Genomic DNA, 24,462 nt, shown 5'->3' with positions numbered 1-24,462 from the left:
ACCGGTTACACATGTACGTGGGGACTCTGTCCTTCGACCTCCTCCTCGGCGACGTACGGTCGCTGAAGGAGAAGCGCTCCGTCGTCCGTCCGATCGTCGCCGAGCTCCAGCGCAAGTTCGCGGTGAGCGCGGCCGAGGTGGACGACCAGGATCTCCACCGCAGGACCAAGATCGGTCTCGCCGTGGTCTCCGGTGACGCGGAGCATCTGACCGATGTACTGGACCGGTGCGAACGGCTGGTCGCCGGCCGCCCCGAGGTGGAGCTGCTGTCGGTCAGACGCCGCTTCCACGGCGAAGACGACTGACCGACCACAGAACGCAAGAGAAGAACGAACGGGAGACGGACCAGTGGCCGACAACGCGCGCGCCAAGAGGCTGGCGGACCTCATCCAGCAGGTGGTGGCCCAGAAGCTCCAGCGCGGGATCAAGGACCCGCGGCTCGGCTCTCACGTCACCATCACGGACACCCGGGTGACGGGTGACCTCCGGGAGGCGACGGTCTTCTACACGGTGTACGGGGACGACGAGGAGCGGGCGGCCGCGGCCGCCGGGCTGGAGAGCGCCAAGGGCGTCCTGCGCTCCGAGGTGGGCCGCGCGGCGGGCGTGAAGTTCACGCCGACGCTGGCCTTCGTCGCCGACGCACTGCCGGACAACGCCCGCACCATCGACGACCTCCTCGACAAGGCGCGGGCCGCCGACGAGAAGGTCCGCGAGGTGTCCGCGGGCGCCGGGTACGCCGGCGACGCCGATCCGTACCGCAAGCCCGGCGACGAGGACGAGACGGACGACTCCGCCTGATGAACCGCAAGCAGACCCCGCCCGACGGCCTTGTCATCGTCGACAAGCCGTCGGGCTTCACTTCGCACGACGTCGTGGCCAAGATGCGGGGGATCGCCAAGACCCGCCGGGTCGGCCACGCCGGCACGCTCGACCCGATGGCGACGGGCGTCCTCGTCCTCGGCATCGAGAGGGCGACCAAGCTCCTCGGGCACCTGGCGCTCACCGAGAAGGAATACCTGGGCACGGTCCGGCTCGGTCAGACGACCTTGACGGACGACGCGGAGGGCGAGATCACGGGGTCCACGGACGCCTCGAAGGTCACCCGGGACGCGATCGACGCGGGTATCGCCAAGCTGAGCGGCGACATCATGCAGGTGCCGTCCAAGGTCAGCGCCATCAAGATCAACGGGGTCCGCTCCTACAAGCGGGCCCGCGACGGCGAGGAGTTCGAGATCCCGGCCCGCCCGGTCACGGTCTCCTCCTTCTCCGTGTACGACGTCAGAGACGCCGTGGCCGAGGACGGCACCCCGGTCCTGGACCTGGTCGTCTCCGTCGTCTGCTCCTCCGGCACCTACATCCGGGCCCTCGCCCGCGACCTGGGCGCCGATCTCGGCGTCGGCGGCCACCTCACCGCCCTGCGCCGTACCCGCGTCGGCCCCTACAAGCTGGACTCGGCGAAGACGCTCGACCAGCTCCAGCAGGAGCTGAGCGTGATGCCGATCGCCGAGGCGGCCACCGCCGCGTTCCCCCGCTGGAACGTGGACGCCAAGCGGGCCCAACTGCTCACCAACGGCGTACGCCTGGAGATGCCCGACGAGTACGCCGGCGCGGGCGCCGTCGCCGTCTTCGACCCCGAGGGCCGGTTCCTGGCCCTGGTCGAGGAACAGAAGGGCAAGGCGAAGAGCCTCGCCGTGTTCGGCTGAGCGGTACCGGGCACGCCGTGTGGTGCCCGTGGAGCCGTGACCCGTGGTGCCCGTGGAGCGGGAAACCGTGGTGCCCGTGGAGCGGCGAACACGGGGTGGTGCTGCGCCGCCGCTCCACGGTCCCCCCTCGGTTCCCCCACCCCTAGGGTGTATCCGGCGCCCCTGGTTCATTCACCCGTCCGGGCAGGCGCTCGGAGTGAACCGAGGGAGTGCAGGGGGGCGCGTTCGTTCCGCGATCTGTCCCGCTGATCATCCCGCCCCTACCGTCGGACCCAAGGCACGCGGGCGCGGCGGGAGGTACGGCGATGGCGGGACGAGGCCCGCGGACACCGCGGCACGGCTCCCCGCGGGGCGACTCCCCGCCGGGCGCGAGCCGGGCCCGCCCGGGGGATCCCCGGGGTCCGCTGGATCCCCTGGCCCCGCCGGACGCCCCGGACGCCCCGGACGCCCCGGACGCCCCGGACGCTCCGGACGCCCGGGGCACGGAGCTCGCCTCCGATCTCGCCGCCGCCGACGGCGGTCCCTCACTCGTCCGGATCCGCGACCTCGCGGGTCGGCCGCGCGGCACCGGATTCGTCGCCGACCACCACGGCACGGTCGTCACGAGCCATGAGGCGGTCGACGGCCTGCCCCGGCTCGTGCTGTACGCCGACGGTGACCGCAGCTGCGTCGTGACCGCCGACGCGGTCACCCTCCTCCCGGAACTCGACCTGGCCCTGGTGCGCACCGAGGGCCTCGGCGCGGTCCCGCTGCCGGTGACCGTCCGCGACGGCGTCGAGCCCGGCCGGTACGTCCGGCTGGCGGCCGGCTGCTGGCGCGAGGCACGGGTGCTGGGCGCGACGTCCGTGACGTACACGGCGACGGACCGCTTCCACCTCCTCGACGGGGCCCTGGAGCTGGCGATCGGCACGGCGGGCCGTGACGCGCTGCGGCTGGGCGGTGGCGCCGCCGGGGGACCGGTCCTCGACGCGGAGACGGGCGCGGTCGTCGCCGTCCTCGGCACCGCGCTCCGGTCCGGCCACCGAGAGGTCGGCTTCGCGGTGCCGCTGCGCCCCGGGATCCCGATGCCCGACGACTACACCGGCGACCCGCCGCCGGGCGATCACGCGCGCCAGGGCGAGCGGATGACGGTGGCGTCCGTGGGGGTGAGTGAGGGTGTGGGTTCGGATGTGGGTGCGGCTCAGGACGTGGGTGCCGGTGCCGGTGCGGGTGCCACTCGCGGTGGCGGTGCCTATGGCGGTTCTGCGGAGGCAGGAGCTGGGGCTGGGGTAGGGGTAGGGGCAGGGGGAGAGACGGAGGCCGTACCGGGGGCGGGCGGGGCCGTACCGGGGGCGGGCGGGGTGAGGGCGGGGACGCCCGCGGGAGGTCCGCTGGCCGAGCTGCTCGCGCGCAACGCGGCCACCGTCCCCGCTTACGGCGCCGACCTCAACATGGCCGGTCTGCTCGAGCTCACCGCCACATCGGTCGCCTCGGACGGCCCGCCCGAAGCGCTGTCCGGCCACATCGGCCGCACCGTGACCGACTCCCTCGCCGCCGCGGAACCTGTTGAACGTGTCGGCCCGGCAAGGGAGTTCGCCGCCTTCACGACGAGCCGGGCGGCCGTCCTCGGGCTCGTCGGCGCACCCGGCAGCGGCCGTACGACGGAACTCGCCGCGCTCGCCGCGCGCCGCGACCGGGGCGCGCAGCCGGCCCCCACCCTGTGGCTGCGCGGTGCCGACCTCCGGGCCGGGGACGACTCCTTGGCCGACGCGGTCCGCCGGACCCTGAGCCGCGCGGCACGCATCGTGGCGGCCTCGGGGTCGGCGTCGGGGTCGGGGCCCGTCTCCGGGGCGGCTTCGGCAGCGGGGTCGGCTTCGAGGTCGGTTTCGGGTGAGGCTTCGGGTCCGGCACATGGTGGTCCGGCAGTGGGCTGGGGGCGCGGGGCGGGCTCCGACCCGTACGGGGCGTCCGGCCTCCGCGGCCTCGGCGAGGTCACCCCCGAGCGGCTGGCCCGTCTCGCCCGGGCCGTCGGACGCCCGCTGCTGCTGCTCCTGGACGGGCCCGAGGAGATGCCCCCGGTCCTCGCGCACCGGCTCGCCGAGTGGACCGAGGGCACGGCGGAATGGCTGCGGGAGACGGGCACACGGCTGGTGGTGGCGTGTCGCGCGGAGTACTGGGAACGGGCCGGCGCGGAGTTCCCGCCGGAGCTGCTCCACGGGACCGCGCCGGTCGGCGACCCGCTCCCGCCCTGCGTCCGCCTCGGTGATCTCACCGCCGACGAGGCGCGCGAGGCCCGCGCCCGCTACGGCGTACCCGAGGGCGCGCTCGACGCCCCCGACGACCGGCACCCCCTCACCCTCCGTCTCCTCGCCGAGGTCCGGGCCGCCCTCCCCGGCCCGCGGGAGCCGGTGCCCGTCGACCGCGACGACGTCCTGTCCGCGTACCTCGACCTGATGTGCCTGCGGGTCGCGGTACGCCTCGCCGCCGAGAACGGACTGCGCGGCACCGCCGTACGCCGTCTCGCGGCGAAGGTCTCCGGCCAGGTGCACGAGGCCGCCCGCCGCAGTCTCGGGCCTGGCCAGGGCGAACTCGACCGGGCCTCGTTCGAGGCGGTGTTCCCCTGGGGCCCGGCACCGGCCCGCCTCGGCGGCGGTACGGGCTGGGCGTCCGCCGTGCTCACCGAGGGCCTCCTGGTGCCCGCGGGGCGCGGCTACCGCTTCGCCCACGAGGAACTCGCCGACTGGATCCAGGGCATCCACCTCGACCTGGACGAGGCCCTGCGTGCCCTGGTCCACCGCCGCCGCCCGCCCGGCGGGGGCCATCGGCTGCCCGTCCCGCACCACCGGGTCGGTCCGGTCGTCCAGTCCCTGCTGCTCCTCGCCCGCCAGCAGGGCCCGCACCGACTCGCCCTGCGGCTGCGGGAGTTGGTCCACGCCCTGGACGCCGACCCGCACTCCTGGTGGGCCGCGCGGCTGCTCGCCGAGACCCTGCTGCGCGTTCCGGACGCGGCGCCGTACACCGGTGTCCTGCGCCTGCTGGCGGACCTGATCGGCGCGGGCGCCCAGCCGCACGGCAGGTTCGTGGACTTCGGTCCCGCGTTCTGGACCGGGCTGGCCCTCCCCGCCGACGCCCGTCTCGACCTGCTGCGCCGGCTGGTCCTCGCCGACGGCGCGCCGCACGACGCGGACGCGCCCCGCCACCTCGACGCCGTCGCCCGGCTCCTGGCCGCCGACCCCACCGCCGTACAGCGGTGCCTGACCGACTGGTTCGACGACGAGCGGCCGCTGCCCGCGACCCCGCACGCCACCGTGGCGACCGCGGCGCAGGCGCTGCTGCACACCCATCGGCACCGGGCGCTGGACGACCTCACGGAGGCCCTCGTCGACTGTGCGCACCCCCGCGCCGACGAACTGCTCGCCGTACTGGCGGAGGAGGAGCCGTCCGCGCTGTGCCGGGCCGTCGACCGCTGGTCGCACGACGCGCGGCAGACCCGGTGGTTCGCGGCGGCGACCTACGGGCTGCGGGCCGCCCCGCACATCCGGACGGACGCCGACCGCCGGCTGCTGCGCTACGCGGCCCTCGTCCTGCTGACCCGACCCGCCGACCGCGCCCCGCACGGCGGTGCGCTCGCCCTTCTCGTCCGGGACCCCGAGACCCGCTCCCGGTACCTGCCCCAGGCGGTGGAGCGGTTCACCGCGGGGGACCCGGAACTGCCGCCGAGCGCGCTGCTGGTCGCCCTGGACACCCACCCCGAGCCGGTCCTGGACGCCTTCAGGTCCCGGCTGCGCGGCCCCGACCGCGCGGACACCGGCAGTGTGCTGCGGGCCCTCGCCGACGTCACCACCCCCGCCCTGGCCCCGCGTGTCGCCGCCCTCGTCCGGGAGACCGTGCGGCGGCGACCGGAGGCCGCCGGGCAGGTGGCCGCGTACGTCGACCGCCGCCTCGACTTCGGTCCCGACGCCCGGGCCGTCCTCCTGCCGCTGGTCACCGGACTGCTGGACGGCGACGGGCCCGAGCAGGTGCGGGCCGCGCTGGCCGGTGTGCTGGCCGCCCCGGGCACCGCGCGGTCCCGCCCGCTGCGCGCCGAACTGCTGGACCACCTCCTCGCCCGCGAACGCGCCCCGGAGGTCCTGGACGCCGTACTGCACGGGGCCGCCGGGCGCGACGGCGAGGAGCTGCGCACCCTGGTGCACCGCACCGGCCTGCTCCTGGTGCGCACCCCCGACGGCGCGACCCGCTTCGACCGGGGTCTGGTCGAGCTGGCCCGGCACGTCCCGGGCTTCGCCGCTCGGGTGGTGGACTGGCTCTCGGACGCGCCGGGGGAGTGGGCGGCGGTGGTCGGTCCCAGCGCCCGCCGGACGATCGAGAACCTGCCGGGCGCGCGGGTGCTCGCGTGACGTGCGCGTGCGACGCGCCCGGGTGGACGCGCGGCCCGCGTGACGCCGGGGCTCCGTCGTGGCCCGCGCGCGTGGGTCGGGTCACAGCCCCCATGCCGATGCGGGCCGTAAGGACCCGGCATGGCACCCTTAGTCCTGCGTAACAGGCAATGTAGAGACGGACACGGGTTCGAGGAGCGGTCACAGTGCAGCGCTGGCGTGGCTTGGAGGACATCCCCGAGGACTGGGGACGCAGCGTCGTCACCATCGGGTCCTACGACGGGGTCCACCGCGGACACCAGCTGATCATCCGGCATGCCGTGGACCGCGCCCGTGAGCTGGGCGTTCCCGCCGTCGTCGTCACCTTCGACCCGCACCCCAGCGAGGTCGTGCGCCCGGGCAGCCACCCGCCGCTGCTCGCCCCGCACCACCGCCGCGCCGAGCTGATGGCCGAGCTGGGCGTGGACGCGCTGTTGATCCTCCCCTTCACCACGGAGTTCTCGAAGCTGTCCCCGGCGGACTTCGTGGTCAAGGTCCTGGTCGACAAGTTGCACGCCAAGGCGGTCGTCGAGGGCCCCAACTTCCGCTTCGGCCACAAGGCCGCGGGCGACGTCGAGTTCCTCACCGAACAGGGCAAGGTCTACGACTTCGAGGTCGAGGTCGTCGACCTGGTGCTGTGCGGCGAGGCGGGCGGCGGGCAGCCGTTCTCCTCGACGCTGACCCGGCGGCTGGTCGCCGAGGGCGATGTCGCGGGCGCCGGCGAGATCCTCGGCCGTCCGCACCGGGTGGAGGGCGTCGTCGTGCGCGGAGCGCAGCGGGGACGGGAACTCGGGTTCCCGACCGCCAACGTCGAGACCCTGCCCCACACCGCGATCCCGGCTGACGGCGTCTACGCGGGCTGGCTGCACGTGAACGGCGAGGCGATGCCGGCCGCGATCTCCGTCGGCACCAACCCGCAGTTCGACGGCACCGAGCGCACGGTGGAGGCGTACGCCATCGACCGCGTCGGCCTCGACCTGTACGGCCTGCACGTCGCCGTCGACTTCCTCGCCTTCGTGCGCGGCCAGGCGAAGTTCGACTCGCTGGACGGTCTGCTGGAGCAGATGGCCGAGGACGTGAAGCGCTGCAAGGAGTTGGTGGCGGCGCGCTAGCCGCCCGGCCCCGGTCCGGACCGGGGAAACGCCGAAGGGCGGCCGGTGTCCCAGGACACCGGCCGCCCTTCGTCGTTGCTCACTGCTGCGGGTAGCCGTAGCCGGCCGGGGGATACCCCTGCTGCTGGGGCGGCTGCGGCTGGGCGTACGGATCCTGCCCCGGCTGGGGCTGCTGCGGATACGGCTGTCCCTGGGGCTGGCCCTGCTGGGGGTAGGGCTGCCCGGGACCGGGCTGGGGCGCCTGCGGGTACGGCTGGCCCCCCTGCGGCGGATACGGCTGCCCGGGCACCGGCTGGCCCGGCATCGGCTGCCCCGGCATCTGCTGGCCCGGCATCGGCGGGGCGGCCACCGGCGGCGGGTTGCCGTCGCTGGTCCACAGGCCCTGGCGCTGCTGGTGGCGGATGAAGTCCTCCGCGACCATGGCCGTGAGGTTGAAGTACGCCTCCCGGACCTTCGGCCGCATCATGTCGAGATCGACCTCGGCGCCCGCGGCCAGGTGCTCGTCGAACGGCACGACGACGACACCGCGGCAGCGGGTCTCGAAGTGCGACACGATGTCGTCCACCTTGATCATCTTGCCGGTCTCGCGCACCCCGGAGATGACGGTGAGGGACCGCGAGACGAGCTCGGCGTATCCGTGCGCCGACAGCCAGTCCAGCGTCGTGCTGGCGCTGCTCGCGCCGTCCACGGACGGGGTGGAGATGATGATGAGCTGGTCGGCGAGGTCGAGCACCCCGCGCATGGCGCTGTAGAGCAGACCGGTACCCGAGTCGGTGAGGATGATCGGGTACTGGTTGCCGAGCACGTCGATCGCGCGCCGGTAGTCCTCGTCGTTGAAGGTCGTGGACACGGCCGGGTCGACGTCGTTGGCGATGATCTCCAGGCCGGACGGCGCCTGGGAGGTGAACCGCCGGATGTCCATGTACGAGTTGAGGTACGGGATCGCCTGGACGAGGTCGCGGATCGTCGCCCCGGTCTCGCGCCGCACCCGGCGGCCCAGCGTGCCGGCGTCCGGGTTGGCGTCGATCGCGAGGATCTTGTCCTGGCGCTCGGTGGCCAGGGTGGCGCCGAGCGCGGTGGTGGTCGTGGTCTTGCCCACGCCGCCCTTGAGGCTGATGACCGCGATCCGGTAGCAGGACAGCACCGGCGTACGGATCATCTCGAGCTTGCGCTGCCGCTCGGCCTCCTCCTTCTTGCCACCGAGCTTGAAGCGGGACGAGGCGGCGGCGGGACGCCCGCTCTTCGCCTTCTGCCGCTTGTTGTTGAGCAGCCGGTCGGAGGACAGCTCCACGGCGGCCGTGTAACCCAGCGGCGCGGCACCGGGGTTGACCGGCTGCCGCTGGTCGTGCTGGATCGGCTGCGGCCAGGCGGCCCCGGCCCGGGGGTCGACGGGCGGCTGCACCTGCTGATGCGCCTGCGGCCCCTGCGACGGATCGGGGACGGCGGCCGCATGCGGGGCCTGCGGTGCCTGCGGGACTTGCGGTGCTTGCTCGGCATGCGGCGCGGGCGGCTGGAGCTGGGGCTGGGGCTGGAGAGGCTGCCCCGGGAAGCCCTGCGGGGCGCCGTGCGGGAACGCCTGGGCGGCGGCCGCCGGGGGCTGCCCGTCCGCCTGCTGCGGAATGCCCGGCTGCGGGACACCGGGGAGCGCTTGCGGGGCCTGCGGCTGTGGCGGCTGCGGCGCCGGGGGCTGCTGGGACTGCGGTGCCGGGGGCTGGGGGAAGCCGTAGCCGCCGGGGGCGGGTGGCGCGTCGGTGGGGTGGGGGAAGCCGTATCCGGCGGGCGCGGGCGCGGGCGCTTGGGCGTCGGCGGGGGGCTGAGGCGCGGGGGCGGCCGGGTGCGGCGCCGGGGCGGGTGCCGCGGGTCCGGTGTTCTGCTGCGGGAAGCCGTAACCGCCGGGGGCGGGTGCCGCGTCGGTGGGGTGAGGGAACCCGTATCCGGCGGGCGCGGGCGCTTGGGCGTCGGCGGGCGGCTGGGGTGCCGGAGCGGCCGGGTGCGGCTGAGGCGCGGGGGCCGGGGCGGCACCGGGGGGCGGGAAGCCGTAACCCTGCTGAGGGGCAGACGGCTGCGGGGCCGCCGGGGCGGGAGCGGGCGGCTGCGGGAAGCCGTAGCCCGGCTGCGGTGCGGCCGGCGCCGGCTCGGGGGCCGGCGGGTTCCAGCCGACCGGCGCGGGCGGGGCTGCCTGCGGCTGGACGGGTGGGTGAACGGGCGGCTGCCGGTCAGCCGCGGGACCGGCCGCGGCCGGCGGCACGGCGTCGGCGGGCTGCGGGCGGTCCGGCCACTGGGCCGCCGGTGCGGGGGCCGCGGGCTGGTACGACGGCGGCAGCGGCGGCAGTTCGCCCTGCGGGACCGGGGGAGGAGTCCAGGCGGGCTGGGGCACGGCGTCGTGAGGCACGGCGTCCTGGGGCACGTTGTCCTGCGGTTCGGCGGGGCCCGTGGGGACGGCGTCCGAGGGCTCCTCGACGACGGAGTCGCCCTGCGGGACCGCGTCCTCGATGACGGCGGCGCCGTCGGATGCCGGAGCCGTCACGGCCTCGGCGTCCCGGACCGCCGCGTCGTCGCTCACGACAGCGGGGGAGACGTGTTCCCCGTCCGATGCGGTGCCGTCGCCGTCGCCTTCGACAGCGGCACTGTGACCGCGAACCTCGGCGGCCCCGGTCACCTCGGTCGTCTCGTTCGTCACGACCGCCTCGGCCGTTTCGGGCTCCGCGCCGGACTCGGCGGTCGTAGCCCCGCCGCCGTCCACGACGCCCTGGGCGGCCGATGCTTGCGCGGCATCCGGGACCTCGGCGGGCGCAGAGCCCGCGGGGGCGGAATCGGCGCCCTCGGTCTCCGGCTCGGCGGGCGCCCCGGGCTCGGCCTGCGCCGCGGCCGCGTTCTCCGCGATCTCCCGTTTCAGGGCAGCCGCGGAGAAGCGCATGGTCGCGCCGCTCTCCAGGTCCCCGTTTCCGGAACCGCTCTCCTCGTCCCCCACCGAAGCTCCGGTCGCTCCCCACTGGGCCTCGGCCGGCTGCTGGTGGGGCTGCGGCACCGGTTCGAAGCCGCTGCCCGCCGGCAGGCCCGGCACGGCGACGGATCCCGCGCCGGAAGGCGGGGCGGGCGCGGCGGGCGGCGCTGCGGGAACGGGCGGAGCGGGTGGTGCCGGAGGCGCGGGAGGCGCCACCGGAGTGACCGGCGCGCCCGGCGCGGCGAGGGGGAAACCCCCGTCCGGCGCGTCCTGCGCGGACGGCGCTGCGGCTGCCGCCCCACCCGTGTTCTGCGTGTACCAAGCCGGGGGCGCGTAGTCGAGGGTGAACTCGCCCGACGCCTCGACGGAGGGCTCCGCGCCGGGCTGGTCATCGCCGGGTGTGGCCCAGCCCCCGCGGTTCCCGTCCCGATCGCTGCTCACAATTCCTCCTGGTGTGGTCGAGCACCCTCATGCCGTGCCGGGGCGACCATTCGCTTGTCGTCCTTGGGTGGTTCGAGGCCGTCTGACGTCGTCCGATGCGGCTTTCCCCCGGGAGACGCCGACGTCCACCCCATGGTTTCCGGTATCGCGCCCCGTACCAGCCTAATCATCAGACGGCCCACCTCGGCAGGCCCGCCCACCCCTCAGCATCAGTCCACCACGTCACGCACCCTCCGAAAGGACCGCGTATGCATCGCAGTTCACTCGGCAAATCGTCCATAACGCCCTAAGTGCCCCACAAGTGAGGGGAGATGTGAAGGGAGATGAGGAGGGAGAGGAGAAGGCGGTCGAGTTGGCGGTCGAGCAGGGGGTCGAGTTGGCGGTCGAGCAGGCGGTCGAGAAGGGACGGGCCGACGTGTCGATCCATCCGCCTCGGGTGGCCCGGCAACCCGATCTCCGCACCCGTGGGTTGCGTCATCACGTACGGCCGGCCGCGATCGGCACACCACGGGGTGAACCTGTCGGCGGGGTGTGGGAGTTCGGGGGACCCGACGCGCGCCGACGGCCCGGGCCTGCCCGATCGGCGGGTGACCGGACCGAGACACGGCAGCGGGCTCAGCGCGGATCGCCGGTACCGGGAGGCGGGACGGCGGTGCGGTGACCGCAACCCACACCCCCGTCCACCGCGACTCGCCGCCCTCCCCGCCGAAGCATGTTGCGGAGGCACGACCGGGGCGAGTAGCGAAACAGGTGGACGCGCATGTGATCGGTGTGACCGCCGCCAGGGTCGAGATGCAGGCCCCAGCCGTCCTCGCAGAAGCGGAACAGCCCAGGGACCGAAGCTCCCGTACCGCCCGAGGTCTTCGCCCACCTCCTCCTGCTCGGACCGGGCGCCGCTGAACCCGCCGCGCCCGGCGATCCGGAACGCGCCGAGAGGCGACCGCCCCGTCCCGGACATCCGTACCGTCCGGCCGGTCGAGGCGGCGTCCGCGATCGGCGTGACCAGCTCACCCGGCACCCTCGTACCGAGGCGAGGCGTCGACCTGCCGACGCCGCCCCGTCGGCCCCGGCCCCCATCGACATGTACACGGGGGCAGATCGACGCCGAGCTGATTCGCGGCCACCTTCGAAGGCGCGCCGACGTCCGCTTGGGCGCGCCGACGTCCGCCTGGGCGCCGTCGGCGCGTAGACACCGTTCCCGGTCGCGGCGGTCCGGGTCGCCTACGCGGCTGCACGGCCGGACGACGAGCTGATCCGCACCCACCTTCGAAGGCGCGTGGAGCACGCTTCGGTACAGCCAACCGGCGCCCACCCCACTCGCGCCAACCGCCCACCCACCCCACGGCAGCCGTCCGGCTCGCGGAAGCGCCCCCGGAGCCGTAGAGCCCCTCCGGGGCAACACCTGCACGGCAACCGCCGCTGGCGCCTACCGACCGCCGCTCCCGCACGCCCACCCACCCCGCCGTTCCCTGCGGCTTCACCAGGTCCGCCTCGGCCCACTGGACTGCCTCGGCCCTCCGGGGCCGTACTCGGCGCGCGAAAGGGACGGCCGTCGCATACGGGTCCACCGGCCCGGCGCCAGCCCCCTCGCGGCAGCCGTCCGGCTCACGGAAGCGCGCCGGAGTCCCTCGGCCTCACCCCTCACCGGAGCCGCCCCGGCCCTCCAGGACCGCAGTCGGCACGTGGGAGGGGGCCGACGCATATCGACCCCGGCCCCATATGCCCACTCACCCCACGGCAGCCGTCCGGTTCGCGGAAGCTCCCCGGAGTCCCGCGGCCTCACCGGAGCCGCCCCGGCCCTCCAGGACCGCAGTCAGCACGTGGGAGGGGGCCGACGCATATCGACCCCGGCCCCATATGCCCACCCACCCCACGGCAGCCGTCCGGTTCGCGGAAGCGCTCCCGGAGTCCCGCGGCCTCACCGGAGCCGCCCCGGCCCTCCAGGACCGCAGTCGGCACGAGGGAGGGACGGCCCTCGCATACCGGCCCACCGTCCCGGCACGCCCACCCCACTCACGGCAGTAGTCCGGCCCCACTGAAGCCACCCCCGGATCCCGACCTCACCGGAGCCGTCCCCGGCCTTCCGGGGCACACTCGGCACGCGGGAGCGGCGGCCGTCGTATACCGGCTCACCGGCCCCGCACGGCACCCGGCGCAGGGCTCCCTCCAGCTTCATGGGAGCCCCCGGCCCACCGGCCCCGCCCCGGCGTGCTGAAGCCACCCCCGATCCACCCCTGCCGTGCTGGAGCCACCCCCGATCCACCCCCGGCCTGCGGGACCCGCCCCCGGCGCACACACAGCAGCCCGCTCACGCCGTCGGCCCGCGCTCACGCAGTCGGCGCCCGGCGCGCAGTCGGCAGCCGGTGCGCCGCCGGCGGCCGGTGCCCGACACCTGCGACCAGCTCGCCAGCTCGCGGCAGCGACAGCAGCCGACGCCCGCCACCGACACCCGCCACCGGCCCCGCACCTGCCCGCCGCCCGTCCCGCTATCGCCGTCCCCCTACCGCGAGGCGGACTCCCCGTCCTGCTGTCGGGCCGGCTCCAGATCGAACTCGCCGTCCCGGGCGCCCAGCACGAAGGCCCGCCACTCCGCCTCCGTGTAGCGCAGCACCGTCTCCGGATCGAGCGACGACCGCATCGCCACGGCCCCCTCGGGCAGGTAGGCGATCTCGACGCGCTCCTCGTGCTCCTCCGTGCCCGGGGCGCACTGCCATTCGACGCCGGAGATGTCGAGCGCGTAGAGCTCGTCCCGCTCCCGCGCCTTGCGCGCCTTGACGTCTTCGTCCTCGGCATCGGCCATGTCGGCTCCGACCCTTTCCAGTGGTTCCCGCTGTTCCAACGAGCTTCGGCGTCAGCCTACTTGCCGGCGTTCCCCCAGCTCAGAGGTTCTTCCTTTGGGTTCCGGACCGGCGCCGTCACCCGTACACTGCCCCCGCCCGGGGTGATGCGGCCCCGCTGTCCGCTCCCGCCCGGGGCGGCGCTGCCCGGCTGTCCGGCGGGCTGTCCCGGACAAGCCCGACGCCGCAGCCTGCTACCCTGGCTTTCGGCCGTTTGTGTACGCACCCCCGGAAACACCCTCAGGGAGTCCCTGAAGGTTCTGAGGGCCGCGCCCAGCGGATCCCCGCCACCCGAGTAACGGAAGCTCCCCCGAGACCAAGACCGGGGGCACTCGGTGGCCACTCAAAGACTACGAGGAGTACGCGTGCCGCTCGATGCCGCTACGAAGAAGCAGCTCATCACGGAGTTCGGCCAGAAGGAGGGCGACACCGGCTCCCCCGAGGTCCAGGTCGCCATGCTGTCCCGCCGGATCTCGGACCTGACCGAGCACCTCAAGACGCACAAGCACGACCACCACTCCCGTCGTGGTCTGCTGATCCTCGTCGGTCAGCGTCGCCGCCTTCTCCAGTACCTGGCCAAGAAGGACATCCAGCGCTTCCGTGCGCTGGTCGACCGCCTCGGCATCCGCCGCGGTGCGGCGGGCGCCAAGTAGGACGCCGTGAGGGGAGCGGTTCCCGGACCATCGGGACCGCTCCCTTTTGCTGTACGTGCTTTCACCGCACGCGCCGCTCCGCGTCACAACGCGGCGGCGACCATCGGCGGCCATCGGCACACTCCGTGTGCCGCCACCGGCGAGGGGCCCGTCGTACGCCTCGTCGCCGTGCGGAAACGTGCGGAGTGTCACCCACGCTTTGTAGTGTGGTAGCACAACGCCATACGTACGACACCGCGTGATGACGTGTACTCGCTGCGGGTAAACGTCACCACGCCCACCGAACGAGGAGAAGCGCACCTCACCGCCGCCGGTCCTCGGTAGTGGCCCCCGGGAAAGAGATCCCCGGGTGCTTCGATCGAAGACCGGCCCGCATCGAGCGTTTCTCCGCCACCGTCCCCCTGCCACACGGGCAGCGAGGGACGAAAGACGACAAGTAACGGAGAAAATGCTAGTGGAGAACGAGACCCACTACGCCGAGGCCGTCATCGACAACGGCACCTTCGGCACCCGCACCATCCGCTTCGAGACGGGCCGCCTCGCCAAGCAGGCCGCCGGCTCCGCCGTGGCGTACCTGGACGACGACACCATGGTGCTGTCGGCCACCACCGCCTCCAAGAACCCCAAGGACCAGCTCGACTTCTTCCCCCTCACGGTGGACGTCGAGGAGCGGATGTACGCCGCCGGCAAGATCCCCGGCAGCTTCTTCCGCCGCGAGGGCCGTCCCTCCGAGGACGCCATCCTCACCTGCCGGCTGATCGACCGCCCGCTGCGCCCGTCCTTCAAGAAGGGCCTGCGCAACGAGATCCAGGTCGTCGCCACGATCATGGCGCTCAACCCCGACCACCTGTACGACGTCGTGGCCATCAACGCCGCCTCCGCGTCCACGCAGCTGGCCGGCCTGCCCTTCTCCGGCCCGATCGGCGGCGTCCGCGTCGCGCTGATCAACGGCCAGTGGGTCGCGTTCCCGACGCACACCGAGCTCGAGGACGCCGTCTTCGACATGGTCGTCGCCGGTCGCGTCCTGGAGGACGGCGACGTCGCGATCATGATGGTCGAGGCCGAGGCCACCGAGAAGACCATCCAGCTCGTCGCGGGCGGCGCCGAGGCGCCGACCGAGGAGGTCGTCGCCTCCGGTCTGGACGCCGCGAAGCCCTTCATCAAGGTGCTCTGCAAGGCCCAGGCCGACCTCGCCGCCAAGGCCGCGAAGCCGACCGGCGAGTTCCCGGTCTTCCTCGACTACCAGGACGACATCCTGGAGGCGCTGTCCGCCGCCGTCCGCCCGGAGCTCGCCTCCGCGCTGACCATCGCGGGCAAGCAGGACCGCGAGGCCGAGCTGGACCGCGTCAAGGCGCTCGCCGCCGAGAAGCTCCTGCCGGAGTTCGAGGGCCGCGAGAAGGAGATCTCCGCCGCGTATCGCTCGCTCACCAAGCAGCTGGTCCGTGAGCGCGTGATCAAGGAGAAGAAGCGCATCGACGGCCGCGGCGTCACGGACATCCGTACGCTCGCCGCCGAGGTCGAGGCCATCCCGCGCGTGCACGGCTCGGCGCTGTTCGAGCGTGGCGAGACCCAGATCCTGGGCGTCACCACCCTCAACATGCTCCGCATGGAGCAGCAGCTGGACACCCTCTCCCCGGTGACCCGCAAGCGCTACATGCACAACTACAACTTCCCGCCGTACTCCGTCGGCGAGACCGGCCGCGTGGGCTCCCCCAAGCGCCGCGAGATCGGCCACGGCGCCCTCGCCGAGCGCGCCATCGTGCCGGTCCTGCCGACGCGCGAGGAGTTCCCCTACGCGATCCGTCAGGTGTCCGAGGCCCTCGGCTCCAACGGCTCGACGTCCATGGGCTCGGTCTGCGCCTCCACCATGTCGCTGCTGAACGCCGGTGTGCCCCTCAAGGCCCCCGTCGCCGGTATCGCCATGGGCCTGATCTCCCAGGAGATCAACGGCGAGACGCACTACGTCGCCCTCACCGACATCCTCGGTGCGGAGGACGCCTTCGGCGACATGGACTTCAAGGTCGCCGGCACCAAGGAGTTCGTCACCGCCCTCCAGCTCGACACCAAGCTGGACGGCATCCCGGCCTCCGTCCTGGCCGCGGCCCTCAAGCAGGCCCGCGACGCCCGCCTCCACATCCTCGACGTGATGATGGAAGCGATCGACACGCCGGACGAGATGTCCCCCAACGCCCCGCGGATCATCACCGTCAAGATCCCCGTGGACAAGATCGGTGAGGTCATCGGCCCGAAGGGCAAGATGATCAACCAGATCCAGGAGGACACCGGCGCCGAGATCACGATCGAGGACGACGGCACCATCTACATCGGTGCCCAGGTCGGCTCGCAGGCCGAGGCCGCCCGCGCCACGATCAACGGCATCGCCAACCCGACCATGCCGGAGGTCGGCGAGCGCTACCTGGGTACGGTCGTCAAGACCACCACCTTCGGTGCGTTCGTGTCGCTGCTCCCGGGCAAGGACGGTCTGCTGCACATCTCGCAGATCCGCAAGCTCGCCGGCGGCAAGCGCGTGGAGAACGTCGAGGACGTGCTCGGTGTGGGCTCCAAGGTCCAGGTCGAGATCGCCGAGATCGACTCCCGCGGCAAGCTCTCCCTGATCCCCGTGATCGAGGGCGAGGAAGCTGATGAGGACACGAAGGACGACACCGACAAGTGACGTCGAGTAGCTCCCAGGCCACGGCCCGCACCTCTTCGGAGGCGCGGGCCGTTGCCCGTACCCAAACCCTGATCAAGGGCACGGCCGGCATCGGTGTCGTCCGCAAGACGACCCTCCCGGGCGGCCTGCGCATCGTCACCGAGACCCTCCCGTCGGTCCGCTCCGCCACCTTCGGCATCTGGGCGCACGTCGGCTCCCGGGACGAGACGCCCTCCCTGAACGGCGCCACGCACTACCTGGAGCACCTCCTCTTCAAGGGGACGACCCGCAGGTCCGCGCTGGACATCTCCTCCGCCATAGACGCGGTCGGCGGCGAGATGAACGCGTTCACGGCGAAGGAGTACACGTGCTACTACGCGCGCGTGCTCGACGCCGACCTGCCGCTCGCCATCGACGTCGTCTGCGACATGCTCACCGGCTCCCTCATCCGGGAGGACGACGTCAACGTCGAGCGCGGCGCGATCCTCGAGGAGATCGCGATGACCGAGGACGACCCCGGCGACTGCGTGCACGACCTGTTCGCGCACACGATGTTCGGCGACAACGCCCTCGGCCGCCCGGTCCTCGGCACCGTCGACACCGTCAACGCCCTCTCCGCCGACCGCATCCGCCGCTTCTACAAGAAGCACTACGACCCGACCCACCTCGTGGTCGCGGCCGCCGGGAACATCGACCACAACAAGGTCGTACGCCAGGTCCGCGCGGCCTTCGAGAAGGCGGGCGCCCTCAGCAACCCGGACGCCCGGCCCATCGCCCCGCGCGACGGCAAGCGCGCGATCCGCTCCGCGGGCCGCGTCGAGCTGATCGGCCGCAAGACCGAACAGGCGCACGTCGTCCTCGGCATGCCGGGCCTGGCCCGCACGGACGACCGGCGCTGGGCGCTCGGCGTGCTGAACACCGCCCTCGGCGGCGGCATGTCCTCCCGCCTCTTCCAGGAGGTCCGCGAGAAGCGCGGCCTGGCCTACAGCGTGTACTCGTACACCTCCGGCTTCGCCGACTGCGGCCTCTTCGGCGTGTACGCGGGCTGCCGCCCGAGCCAGGTGCACGACGTGCTGAAGATCTGCCGGGACGAACTCGACCAGGTCGCCGAGCACGGCCTGTCCGACGAGGAGATCGTCCGCGCCATCGGCCAGCTGAGGGGCTCCACGGTCCTCGGTCTGGAGGACACCGGCGCGCTCATGAACCGCATCGGCAAGAGCGAGCTGTGCTGGGGCGAGCAGATGTCGGTCGACGAGATGCTGTCCCGGATAGCGGCGGTGACCCCGGACGAGGTCCGCTCGGTGGCCCGCGACATCCTGGGACGACGCCCGTCGCTGTCGGTCATCGGCCCGCTCAAGGACAAACAGGCCTCCCGGCTGCACGACGCGGTCGCCTGATCCTCTTGGCCAGTCCCTCGGCAACTTCGGTAAGGAAGCACAACAGATGAGCAAGCTGCGCGTGGCGGTCCTCGGCGCCAAGGGCCGGATCGGTTCCGAGGCGGTACGGGCGGTCGAGGCCGCCGAGGACATGGAGCTGGTGGCCGCCCTCGGCCGGGGCGACAAGCTCGAGACGCTGACCGAGAACGGCGCCCAGGTCGTGGTCGAACTGACCACGCCCGCCTCGGTCATGGACAACCTCGACTACTGCGTGGGGCACGGCATCCACGCCGTGGTCGGCACGACCGGCTGGACCGAGGAGCGCCTCGCGCACCTGACCGGACGGCTGGCCGAATCTCCCGGGACGGGCGTGCTCATCGCGCCCAACTTCTCCATCGGGGCCGTTCTGACGATGAAGTTCGCGCAGATCGCCGCGCCGTACTTCGAGTCCGTCGAGGTCGTCGAACTGCACCACCCGAACAAGGTGGACGCGCCCTCCGGCACCGCCACGCGCACCGCCCAGCTCATCGCCGAGGCCCGTCGCGAGGCGGGCTCGGCCCCGGCGCCGGACGCCACCGAGACCGCCCTGGACGGCGCCCGGGGCGCGAACGTCGACGGCGTCCCGGTGCACGCCGTCCGGCTGCGCGGGCTACTGGCCCACCAGGAGGTGCTGCTGGGCGGCGAGGGCGAGACCCTCACGGTCCGCCACGACTCGCTGCACCACAGCAGCTTCATGCCGGGCATCCTGCTGGGCGCCCGCCGGGTGGTGTCGACTCCGGGCCTCACCTTCGGCCTGGAACACTTCCTGGACCTCGGCCGAGGCTGACCATGCGCGCCAAGCTCTCCTACGCCGTCACGGCCGCCGTCCTGGTCTTCTACTTCGTCCTGGTCGGCAGCCGCGGCGTCATGCTCATCCAGTCCGGCACGCTCCTGACCGTCACCTTCGGGGTGGCGGTGCTGATCCTGCCGGTCATCGGCGTGTGGTTCCTGTGGAAGAACACCCAGTTCGTCCGCCGGGCGAACGCCCTCGCCGCCGAACTCGACGCCGAGGGCGGACTGCCCGTCGACGAACTGAAGCGCACCGCGGGCGGCCGCGTCGACCGCGACTCCGCCGACGAGGTCTTCGGCCGGCGCAAGGCCGAGACCGAGGCGGCTCCCGAGGACTGGCGCACCTGGTTCCGCCTCGCCGTCGCCTACCACGACGCCCGGGACACCCCCCGGGCCCGCAAGGCGATGCAACGCGCGATCAGCCTGCACGACGGCAAGCCGGTCCGAACCGCCTGAACCCTGCGCCGAAGGGGCCGGCCCGCCTGTGGCGGACCGGCCCCTTCGTCGTGTGCAGCGGGTGTGTGGGGGAGGGGATCAGACGCGTCGGTTCTCCGCGGCCCACGCCTCGACGGCGTCGGCCGCCCGGTCGAACGCCTCGGCACGCGCCAGGAAGTCCGCCCCGTGCGTGGTCAGCAGCTGCGTGGCCTCCTCGGGACGGTCCATCCGCCCGAGGACCAGGGCCTGCCCCTGCACGGTCCGCGGCAGCCCCAGCCAGCGCACCGGCTGCTGCACGGTCCGCACCGCCACGACCCGCTCCCAGGGCAGCGTGCGGGTGAGCAGGAAACGCACGTGCCGCAGTCCGCGGTCGCTCACCCACACACCCATGCGCAGCAAGCGCAGGGCGGCGCCGATCACGAGCAGCGAACAGCCGAAGATCACGCCGGCCTCCGACGCCGACCCGGTCAACGCGATGATGACGGCCGCGAACAGCACGTACGAGGCGAGCAGCAGCGCCAGCGCGGCCACCCCGACCCGCCAGGGACCGGGCCGGTAGGGGCGCCGCCAGCGTTCACGGTCCTCGAAGGGCAACGCGACGTCGTCCGCCGCCTCGAATGCGCGGTCGGCCGTCAGGAAGGGCAGGGGCACGGCTGGTCCTCACTCGTCCATGCGTGGGCTGTGCCCGGTGAGGTTATCCGTCTGTGTCCCGGCTCACCACCATCGGGGGGCCATGGGGGTGCCTCCCACGCCGTTCGGGCGGTGCGGGAGGCGTCAGCGGCCCTGGGACGCCTGCGACTGCTGTGCCTGCGACGAATGGTCCAGGCTCAGCGCCGGCATCCCGATGACCAGGGAGCCCACCAGCGCGGCCACGACGGTGACCCCCAGCAGCCAGCGCCCGGCGATCTGACCGGCGGAGGATCGCTCCGCGGGCGGGGGAGTGACATTGCTACGGAACCTGTCGGCCTCGGCGAGGAAGGCGAAGGGTACGGGTTCGCGCCGGCGGAACATGATGGGCGGGTCTCCTGGGGCTTCGATCGGGCGCTCTCACTGATACAGACGAACGGGTGCCCGAAAACGTGCCCCATATCAGCAGACGTCCCACACGAATCCGACGGCACGCCCGTGACCGGCCTGCTCGGCGGCCCCCGTAGAGTTGGCGCCGCTCCGAAGACGCGACGGAAGGACCCCCGCACAGTGACCGACAGCCCCGCCGACGACCTCAAGCCCGGTTTCCGCAGTGACGTCACCGTCGAACTGGTCAAGCACACCGCGTCCGACGCCGACGTGCTCTTCGCCGCCCGCGTCTCGACCGTCGGCGAGCAGTCCCTGGACGAGCTGGGCAAGGACCCGGAGCGCTCCAAGGGCCTGATCAACTACCTGATGCGGGACCGGCACGGCAGCCCCTTCGAGCACAACTCGATGACGTTCTTCATCAGTGCCCCGATCTTCGTCTTCCGCGAGTTCATGCGCCACCGCGTGGGCTGGTCGTACAACGAGGAGTCCGGCCGCTACCGGGAGCTCCAGCCCGTCTTCTACGTTCCCGGCGAGTCCCGCAAGCTCGTCCAGCAGGGCAGGCCCGGCAAGTACGTCTTCGTCGAGGGCACCCAGGAGCAGCAGGAGCTCGTCAACCGCACCATGGAGGACTCCTACCGCCAGGCCTACGAGGCCTACCAGGAGATGCTCGCCGCCGGTGTCGCCCGCGAGGTGGCCCGCGCGGTCCTGCCGGTCGGCCTGTTCTCCTCGATGTACGCCACCTGCAACGCCCGCTCGCTGATGCACTTCCTCGGCCTGCGCACCCAGCACGAGCTGGCCAAGGTCCCGTCCTTCCCGCAGCGGGAGATCGAGATGGTGGGCGAGAAGATGGAGGCGGAGTGGGCCCGGCTCATGCCCCTGACGTACGCGGCCTTCAACGCCAACGGCCGAGTCGCCCCCTGACGGCCTCGGCGGGGACGGCCCACGGAGATCGGGCTACGGAGACGTATGTACGGATCATCCGCGCGAAGTGTCCGTATTGCGGCATTTAGAGAAGTTCATCTAGCCTGATCAAACGGACCCGGCACTGCTTGAACCCCCGAGCAGGCAGTGCCGGGTTCCATCTTTGTCATGACTTTCCGTACCCCCCCGCGGGCAGACCCCGCGGTGAGCAACGAGTAGCGTGTCACCCATGGCTCCGACCTCCACTCCGCAGACCCCCTTCGGGCGGGTCCTCACCGCCATGGTCACGCCCTTCACGGCGGACGGCGCACTCGACCTCGACGGCGCACAGCGGCTCGCCACCCACCTGGTGGACGCAGGCAACGACGGCCTGATCGTCAACGGCACCACCGGCGAGTCCCCCACCACCAGTGACGCGGAGAAATCGGACCTGGTACGAGCCGTCCTGGAGGCCGTCGGAGACCGCGCCCACGTCGTCGCAGGCGTCGGCACCAACGACACCCACCACAGTGCCGAACTCGCCCGCGCGGCCGAGAGGGCGGGCGCACACGGCCTCCTGGTCGTCACCCCGTACTACAACAAGCCCCCTCAGGAGGGCCTCTACCGGCACTTCACGGCTGTCGCCGACGCCGCCGGGCTGCCGGTCATGCTCTACGACATCCCCGGCCGCAGCGGTGTCCCGATCAGCACCGAGACGCTGGTCCGCCTCGCGGCGCACCCGCGGATCGTCGCCAACAAGGACGCCAAGGGCGACCTGGGCCGCGCCAGCTGGGCCATCGCGCGCTCCGGTCTGGCCTGGTACTCGGGCGACGACATGCTGAACCTGCCGCTGCTCTCCGTGGGCGCGGTCGGCTTCGTCTCCGTCGTCGGCCATGTGGTCACCCCGGACCTGCGAGCCCTCGTCGAGGCGTTCACCGCGGGGGACGTCCAGAAGGCGACCGAGATCCACCAGAAGCTGCTCCCGGTCTACACGGGCATGTTCCGCACCCAGGGAGTGATGACCACCAAGGCGGCGCTCACCCTGCTGGGCCTGCCCGCCGGCCCGCTGCGCTCGCCCATGGTCGAGTGCTCGTCCGAAGAGATCGAACAGCTCAAGCTCGATCTTGCCGCGGGCGGGGTACAGCTCTGACAACAGACTTCACAACTGAATAGCAGGCCACCGGTGCCTGCGATCCACAACGACAACTGCTATTGCACGAACGTCATGCGCGCCACGTGCCCACCGGTACGTGGCGCGCATGGTTGAGGAGAGTCTTTTGAGTCATCCGCATCCCGAACTTGCCCCGCCCCCGCCGCTCCCGGCGGGCGGCCTGAGGGTCACCCCGCTCGGCGGCCTCGGCGAAATCGGCCGGAACATGACGGTCTTCGAGTTCGGCGGCCGTCTGCTGATCGTCGACTGCGGCGTGCTCTTCCCCGAGGAGGAGCAGCCCGGAATCGACCTGATCCTGCCGGACTTCACGTCCATCCGGAACCGCCTCGACGACATCGAGGGCATCGTCCTCACCCATGGTCACGAGGACCACATCGGCGCCGTCCCCTACCTCCTCCGGGAGAAGCCGGACATCCCGCTGATCGGCTCCAAGCTGACCCTCGCGTTCATCGAGGCCAAGCTCCAGGAGCACCGGATCCGCCCGTACACCCTCGAGGTGGCGGAGGGACACCGTGAGCGCATCGGCCCGTTCGACTGCGAGTTCATCGCCGTCAACCACTCGATCCCGGACGCCCTCGCCGTCGCCATCCGCACGCCGGCGGGCATGGTCGTCCACACGGGCGACTTCAAGATGGACCAGCTCCCGCTGGACGGCCGCCTCACCGACCTGCACGCGTTCGCCCGTCTGAGTGAGGAAGGGATCGACCTCCTCCTCTCCGACTCGACGAACGCCGAGGTCCCCGGCTTCGTGGCGCCCGAGCGGGACATCTCCAACGTCCTGCGCACGGTCTTCGCGAACGCCCGCAAGCGGATCATCGTGGCCAGCTTCGCCAGCCACATCCACCGCATCCAGCAGATCCTGGACACCGCGCACGAGTACGGCCGCCGGGTCGCCTTCGTGGGCCGCTCCATGGTCCGCAACATGGGGATCGCCCGAGACCTGGGTTACCTCAAGGTCCCGCCGGGCCTGGTCGTGGACGTCAAGACGCTCGACGACCTGCCCGACCACGAGGTGGTCCTGGTCTGCACGGGTTCCCAGGGCGAGCCGATGGCGGCCCTGTCCCGGATGGCCAACCGCGACCACCAGATCCGCATCGTCCCCGGCGACACGGTGATCCTGGCGTCGTCGCTCATCCCCGGCAACGAGAACGCGGTCTACCGGGTGATCAACGGCCTGACCCGCTGGGGCGCGCACGTCGTCCACAAGGGCAACGCCAAGGTGCACGTCTCGGGCCACGCGTCCGCGGGCGAGCTCCTGTACTTCTACAACATCTGCCGCCCGAAGAACCTGATGCCGGTGCACGGCGAATGGCGCCATCTGCGCGCCAACGCCGAGCTGGGCGCCATGACCGGCGTCCCGCACGACCGCATCGTCATCGCCGAGGACGGCGTTGTCGTAGACCTCGTCGAGGGCAAGGCGAAGATCTCCGGCAAGGTCCAGGCGGGTTACGTCTACGTCGACGGCCTCTCGGTCGGCGACGTGGGCGAGCCGGCCCTCAAGGACCGGAAGATCCTGGGCGACGAAGGCATCATCTCGGTGTTCGTCGTGGTGGACTCCTCCACCGGCAAGATCACCGGAGGGCCGCACATCCAGGCCCGCGGCTCCGGCATCGAGGACTCGGCCTTCTCGGCCGTCACCCCGAAGATCGCCGAGGTCCTGGAACGCTCCGCCCAGGACGGCGTGGTCGAGCCCCACCAGCTCCAGCAGCTCATCCGTCGCACGCTGGGCAAGTGGGTCTCCGACACCTATCGCCGCAGGCCGATGATCCTGCCGGTCGTGGTCGAGGTCTGAGCAGGCCACGGCCCGCCGTACGCGTGAACCCGGAGCGGGGCTCCTCGATTTGCATCGAGGAGCCCCGCTCCAGTAGGTTTACGGCTCCGCCTGAACGGGAACCCGGTACGCCTCGTGCCCCGGATCCACTCCCGGGAGGGGCCGGGAAAACCGACTCAGAACTTCTGATAAAGTCGGAACCGCCGGAAAGGGAAACGCGAAAGCGG

The 24,462-nt window shown here is 72.5% G+C and carries 18 protein-coding genes; 13 read left to right on the top strand and 5 right to left on the bottom strand.

Annotated features, from left to right (window positions below):
• Nucleotides 1-11 precede the first annotated feature (11 nt).
• From AOQ37_RS04670 to AOQ37_RS04650, 5 genes are all read left to right on the top strand, one after another.
• Nucleotides 12-305, top strand: a complete 294-nt coding sequence (locus AOQ37_RS04670; RefSeq protein ID WP_062641530.1) for a DUF503 domain-containing protein — start codon at nt 12-14, stop codon at nt 303-305.
• A gap of 43 nt (nt 306-348) precedes the next feature.
• Nucleotides 349-798, top strand: a complete 450-nt coding sequence (rbfA, locus tag AOQ37_RS04665; protein WP_062641529.1) for a 30S ribosome-binding factor RbfA — start codon at nt 349-351, stop codon at nt 796-798.
• Nucleotides 798-1,703: a tRNA pseudouridine(55) synthase TruB gene (truB, locus tag AOQ37_RS04660; protein WP_062641527.1), complete on the top strand. Its 906-nt coding sequence runs from the start codon at nt 798-800 to the stop codon at nt 1,701-1,703. The genes rbfA and truB overlap by 1 nt, the downstream gene beginning before the upstream one ends.
• A gap of 305 nt (nt 1,704-2,008) precedes the next feature.
• Complete coding sequence (locus AOQ37_RS39610; protein WP_062641525.1) at nt 2,009-6,079, top strand: trypsin-like peptidase domain-containing protein; 4,071 nt, start codon at nt 2,009-2,011, stop codon at nt 6,077-6,079.
• Between the two features lie 185 nt (nt 6,080-6,264).
• The gene (locus AOQ37_RS04650; RefSeq protein WP_062641523.1) at nt 6,265-7,209 is read left to right on the top strand and encodes a bifunctional riboflavin kinase/FAD synthetase; all 945 of its coding nucleotides are present in this window, start codon (nt 6,265-6,267) and stop codon (nt 7,207-7,209) included.
• Nucleotides 7,210-7,288: 79 nt separating this feature from the next.
• On the opposite strand, the gene AOQ37_RS04645 is transcribed toward AOQ37_RS04650, so the two are convergent.
• From AOQ37_RS04645 to AOQ37_RS04635, 3 genes are all read right to left on the bottom strand, one after another.
• The gene (locus AOQ37_RS04645) at nt 7,289-10,594 is read right to left on the bottom strand and encodes an SCO5717 family growth-regulating ATPase (RefSeq protein ID WP_199824933.1); all 3,306 of its coding nucleotides are present in this window, start codon (nt 10,592-10,594) and stop codon (nt 7,289-7,291) included.
• 286 nt (nt 10,595-10,880) lie between these two features.
• Nucleotides 10,881-11,021 (bottom strand): hypothetical protein, encoded by a 141-nt coding sequence (locus AOQ37_RS40765; protein ID WP_199824954.1) that lies wholly within the window; start codon nt 11,019-11,021, stop codon nt 10,881-10,883.
• A gap of 2,073 nt (nt 11,022-13,094) precedes the next feature.
• Nucleotides 13,095-13,394: a DUF397 domain-containing protein gene (locus AOQ37_RS04635; protein WP_062641518.1), complete on the bottom strand. Its 300-nt coding sequence runs from the start codon at nt 13,392-13,394 to the stop codon at nt 13,095-13,097.
• A 402-nt stretch (nt 13,395-13,796) separates the two neighbouring features.
• Between AOQ37_RS04635 and rpsO the strand changes: the two genes are divergently transcribed.
• The 5 genes from rpsO to AOQ37_RS04610 all read left to right on the top strand — a co-directional run bounded on the left by rpsO (nt 13,797) and on the right by AOQ37_RS04610 (nt 19,397).
• A complete protein-coding gene (rpsO, locus tag AOQ37_RS04630; protein ID WP_020128575.1) occupies nt 13,797-14,084 on the top strand; it encodes a 30S ribosomal protein S15 in 288 nt (95 codons plus the stop codon).
• Between the two features lie 454 nt (nt 14,085-14,538).
• On the top strand, nt 14,539-16,758 hold the full coding sequence (locus AOQ37_RS04625) for a polyribonucleotide nucleotidyltransferase (RefSeq protein ID WP_062641517.1): 2,220 nt from the start codon (nt 14,539-14,541) through the stop codon (nt 16,756-16,758).
• Complete coding sequence (locus tag AOQ37_RS04620; protein WP_062641515.1) at nt 16,755-18,134, top strand: M16 family metallopeptidase; 1,380 nt, start codon at nt 16,755-16,757, stop codon at nt 18,132-18,134. Before AOQ37_RS04625 ends, AOQ37_RS04620 begins: the two co-directional genes overlap by 4 nt.
• Before the next feature lie 46 nt (nt 18,135-18,180).
• On the top strand, nt 18,181-18,939 hold the full coding sequence (gene dapB, locus AOQ37_RS04615; protein ID WP_062641513.1) for a 4-hydroxy-tetrahydrodipicolinate reductase: 759 nt from the start codon (nt 18,181-18,183) through the stop codon (nt 18,937-18,939).
• A gap of 2 nt (nt 18,940-18,941) precedes the next feature.
• Entirely contained in the window at nt 18,942-19,397 is a 456-nt protein-coding gene (locus tag AOQ37_RS04610) for a tetratricopeptide repeat protein (RefSeq protein ID WP_062641512.1), read from the top strand.
• 78 nt (nt 19,398-19,475) lie between these two features.
• On the opposite strand, the gene AOQ37_RS04605 is transcribed toward AOQ37_RS04610, so the two are convergent.
• Complete coding sequence (locus AOQ37_RS04605) at nt 19,476-20,027, bottom strand: SCO5741 family PH domain-containing membrane protein (RefSeq protein WP_062641510.1); 552 nt, start codon at nt 20,025-20,027, stop codon at nt 19,476-19,478.
• A 123-nt stretch (nt 20,028-20,150) separates the two neighbouring features.
• Nucleotides 20,151-20,387 carry a hypothetical protein gene (locus AOQ37_RS04600; RefSeq protein ID WP_062641508.1) on the bottom strand — a complete coding sequence of 79 codons (237 nt, stop codon included), beginning with the start codon at nt 20,385-20,387 and terminating at the stop codon, nt 20,151-20,153.
• 186 nt (nt 20,388-20,573) lie between these two features.
• Between AOQ37_RS04600 and thyX the strand changes: the two genes are divergently transcribed.
• The 3 genes from thyX (at nt 20,574) to AOQ37_RS04585 (ending at nt 24,256) form a co-directional block, all read left to right on the top strand.
• The gene (gene thyX, locus AOQ37_RS04595; protein WP_062641506.1) at nt 20,574-21,314 is read left to right on the top strand and encodes an FAD-dependent thymidylate synthase; all 741 of its coding nucleotides are present in this window, start codon (nt 20,574-20,576) and stop codon (nt 21,312-21,314) included.
• Nucleotides 21,315-21,543: 229 nt separating this feature from the next.
• Nucleotides 21,544-22,443 carry a 4-hydroxy-tetrahydrodipicolinate synthase gene (gene dapA, locus AOQ37_RS04590; RefSeq protein ID WP_062641504.1) on the top strand — a complete coding sequence of 300 codons (900 nt, stop codon included), beginning with the start codon at nt 21,544-21,546 and terminating at the stop codon, nt 22,441-22,443.
• Nucleotides 22,444-22,570: 127 nt separating this feature from the next.
• Nucleotides 22,571-24,256, top strand: a complete 1,686-nt coding sequence (locus AOQ37_RS04585) for a ribonuclease J (protein ID WP_062641502.1) — start codon at nt 22,571-22,573, stop codon at nt 24,254-24,256.
• Nucleotides 24,257-24,462 lie beyond the last annotated feature (206 nt).

This window comes from Streptomyces maremycinicus (assembly GCF_001184025.1).
Lineage (GTDB): Bacteria > Actinomycetota > Actinomycetes > Streptomycetales > Streptomycetaceae > Streptomyces > Streptomyces maremycinicus.
This window is presented reverse-complemented; position numbering and strand designations above follow the sequence as displayed.